The organism is Arthrobacter sp. SIMBA_036, assembly GCF_046535135.1.
Taxonomy (GTDB): domain Bacteria; phylum Actinomycetota; class Actinomycetes; order Actinomycetales; family Micrococcaceae; genus Arthrobacter.
The window spans coordinates 1-240 of the sequence record NZ_JAWRXG010000424.1; the positions used below are offsets into that span (position 1 = coordinate 1).

At 63.3% G+C, this 240-nt stretch carries 1 protein-coding gene; it reads right to left on the reverse strand.

What is annotated here, in order from left to right:
- On the reverse strand, window positions 1-215 hold a 215-nt coding region (locus SB659_RS20395), incomplete at its 3' end, for a TetR/AcrR family transcriptional regulator (RefSeq protein ID WP_410551749.1).
- Window positions 216-240: the final 25 nt, after the last annotated feature.

Consider the following 240-nt stretch of genomic DNA (forward strand, 5'->3'; position numbering starts at 1 on the left):
GTCCACTTCGGATCACTGCGCCCAAGGTAGACGCGGACATAGCCCAGTACCGCCTGCAGCCCCTCGGGTTGCGTCGGTGCGGCCTGCATCTCGTCGGCGAACGAGTTGGTGATGTGCAAGGTCAAGGCCCGCAAAAGCGCACCCTTACTACCGAAGTGCTGAGCAGCCTGTCCCCGGCTGTAGCCGGCCGCCTGACCGACATCCGCCAAGGTCATTCCAACCCAACCCTTGCGCGAAAGT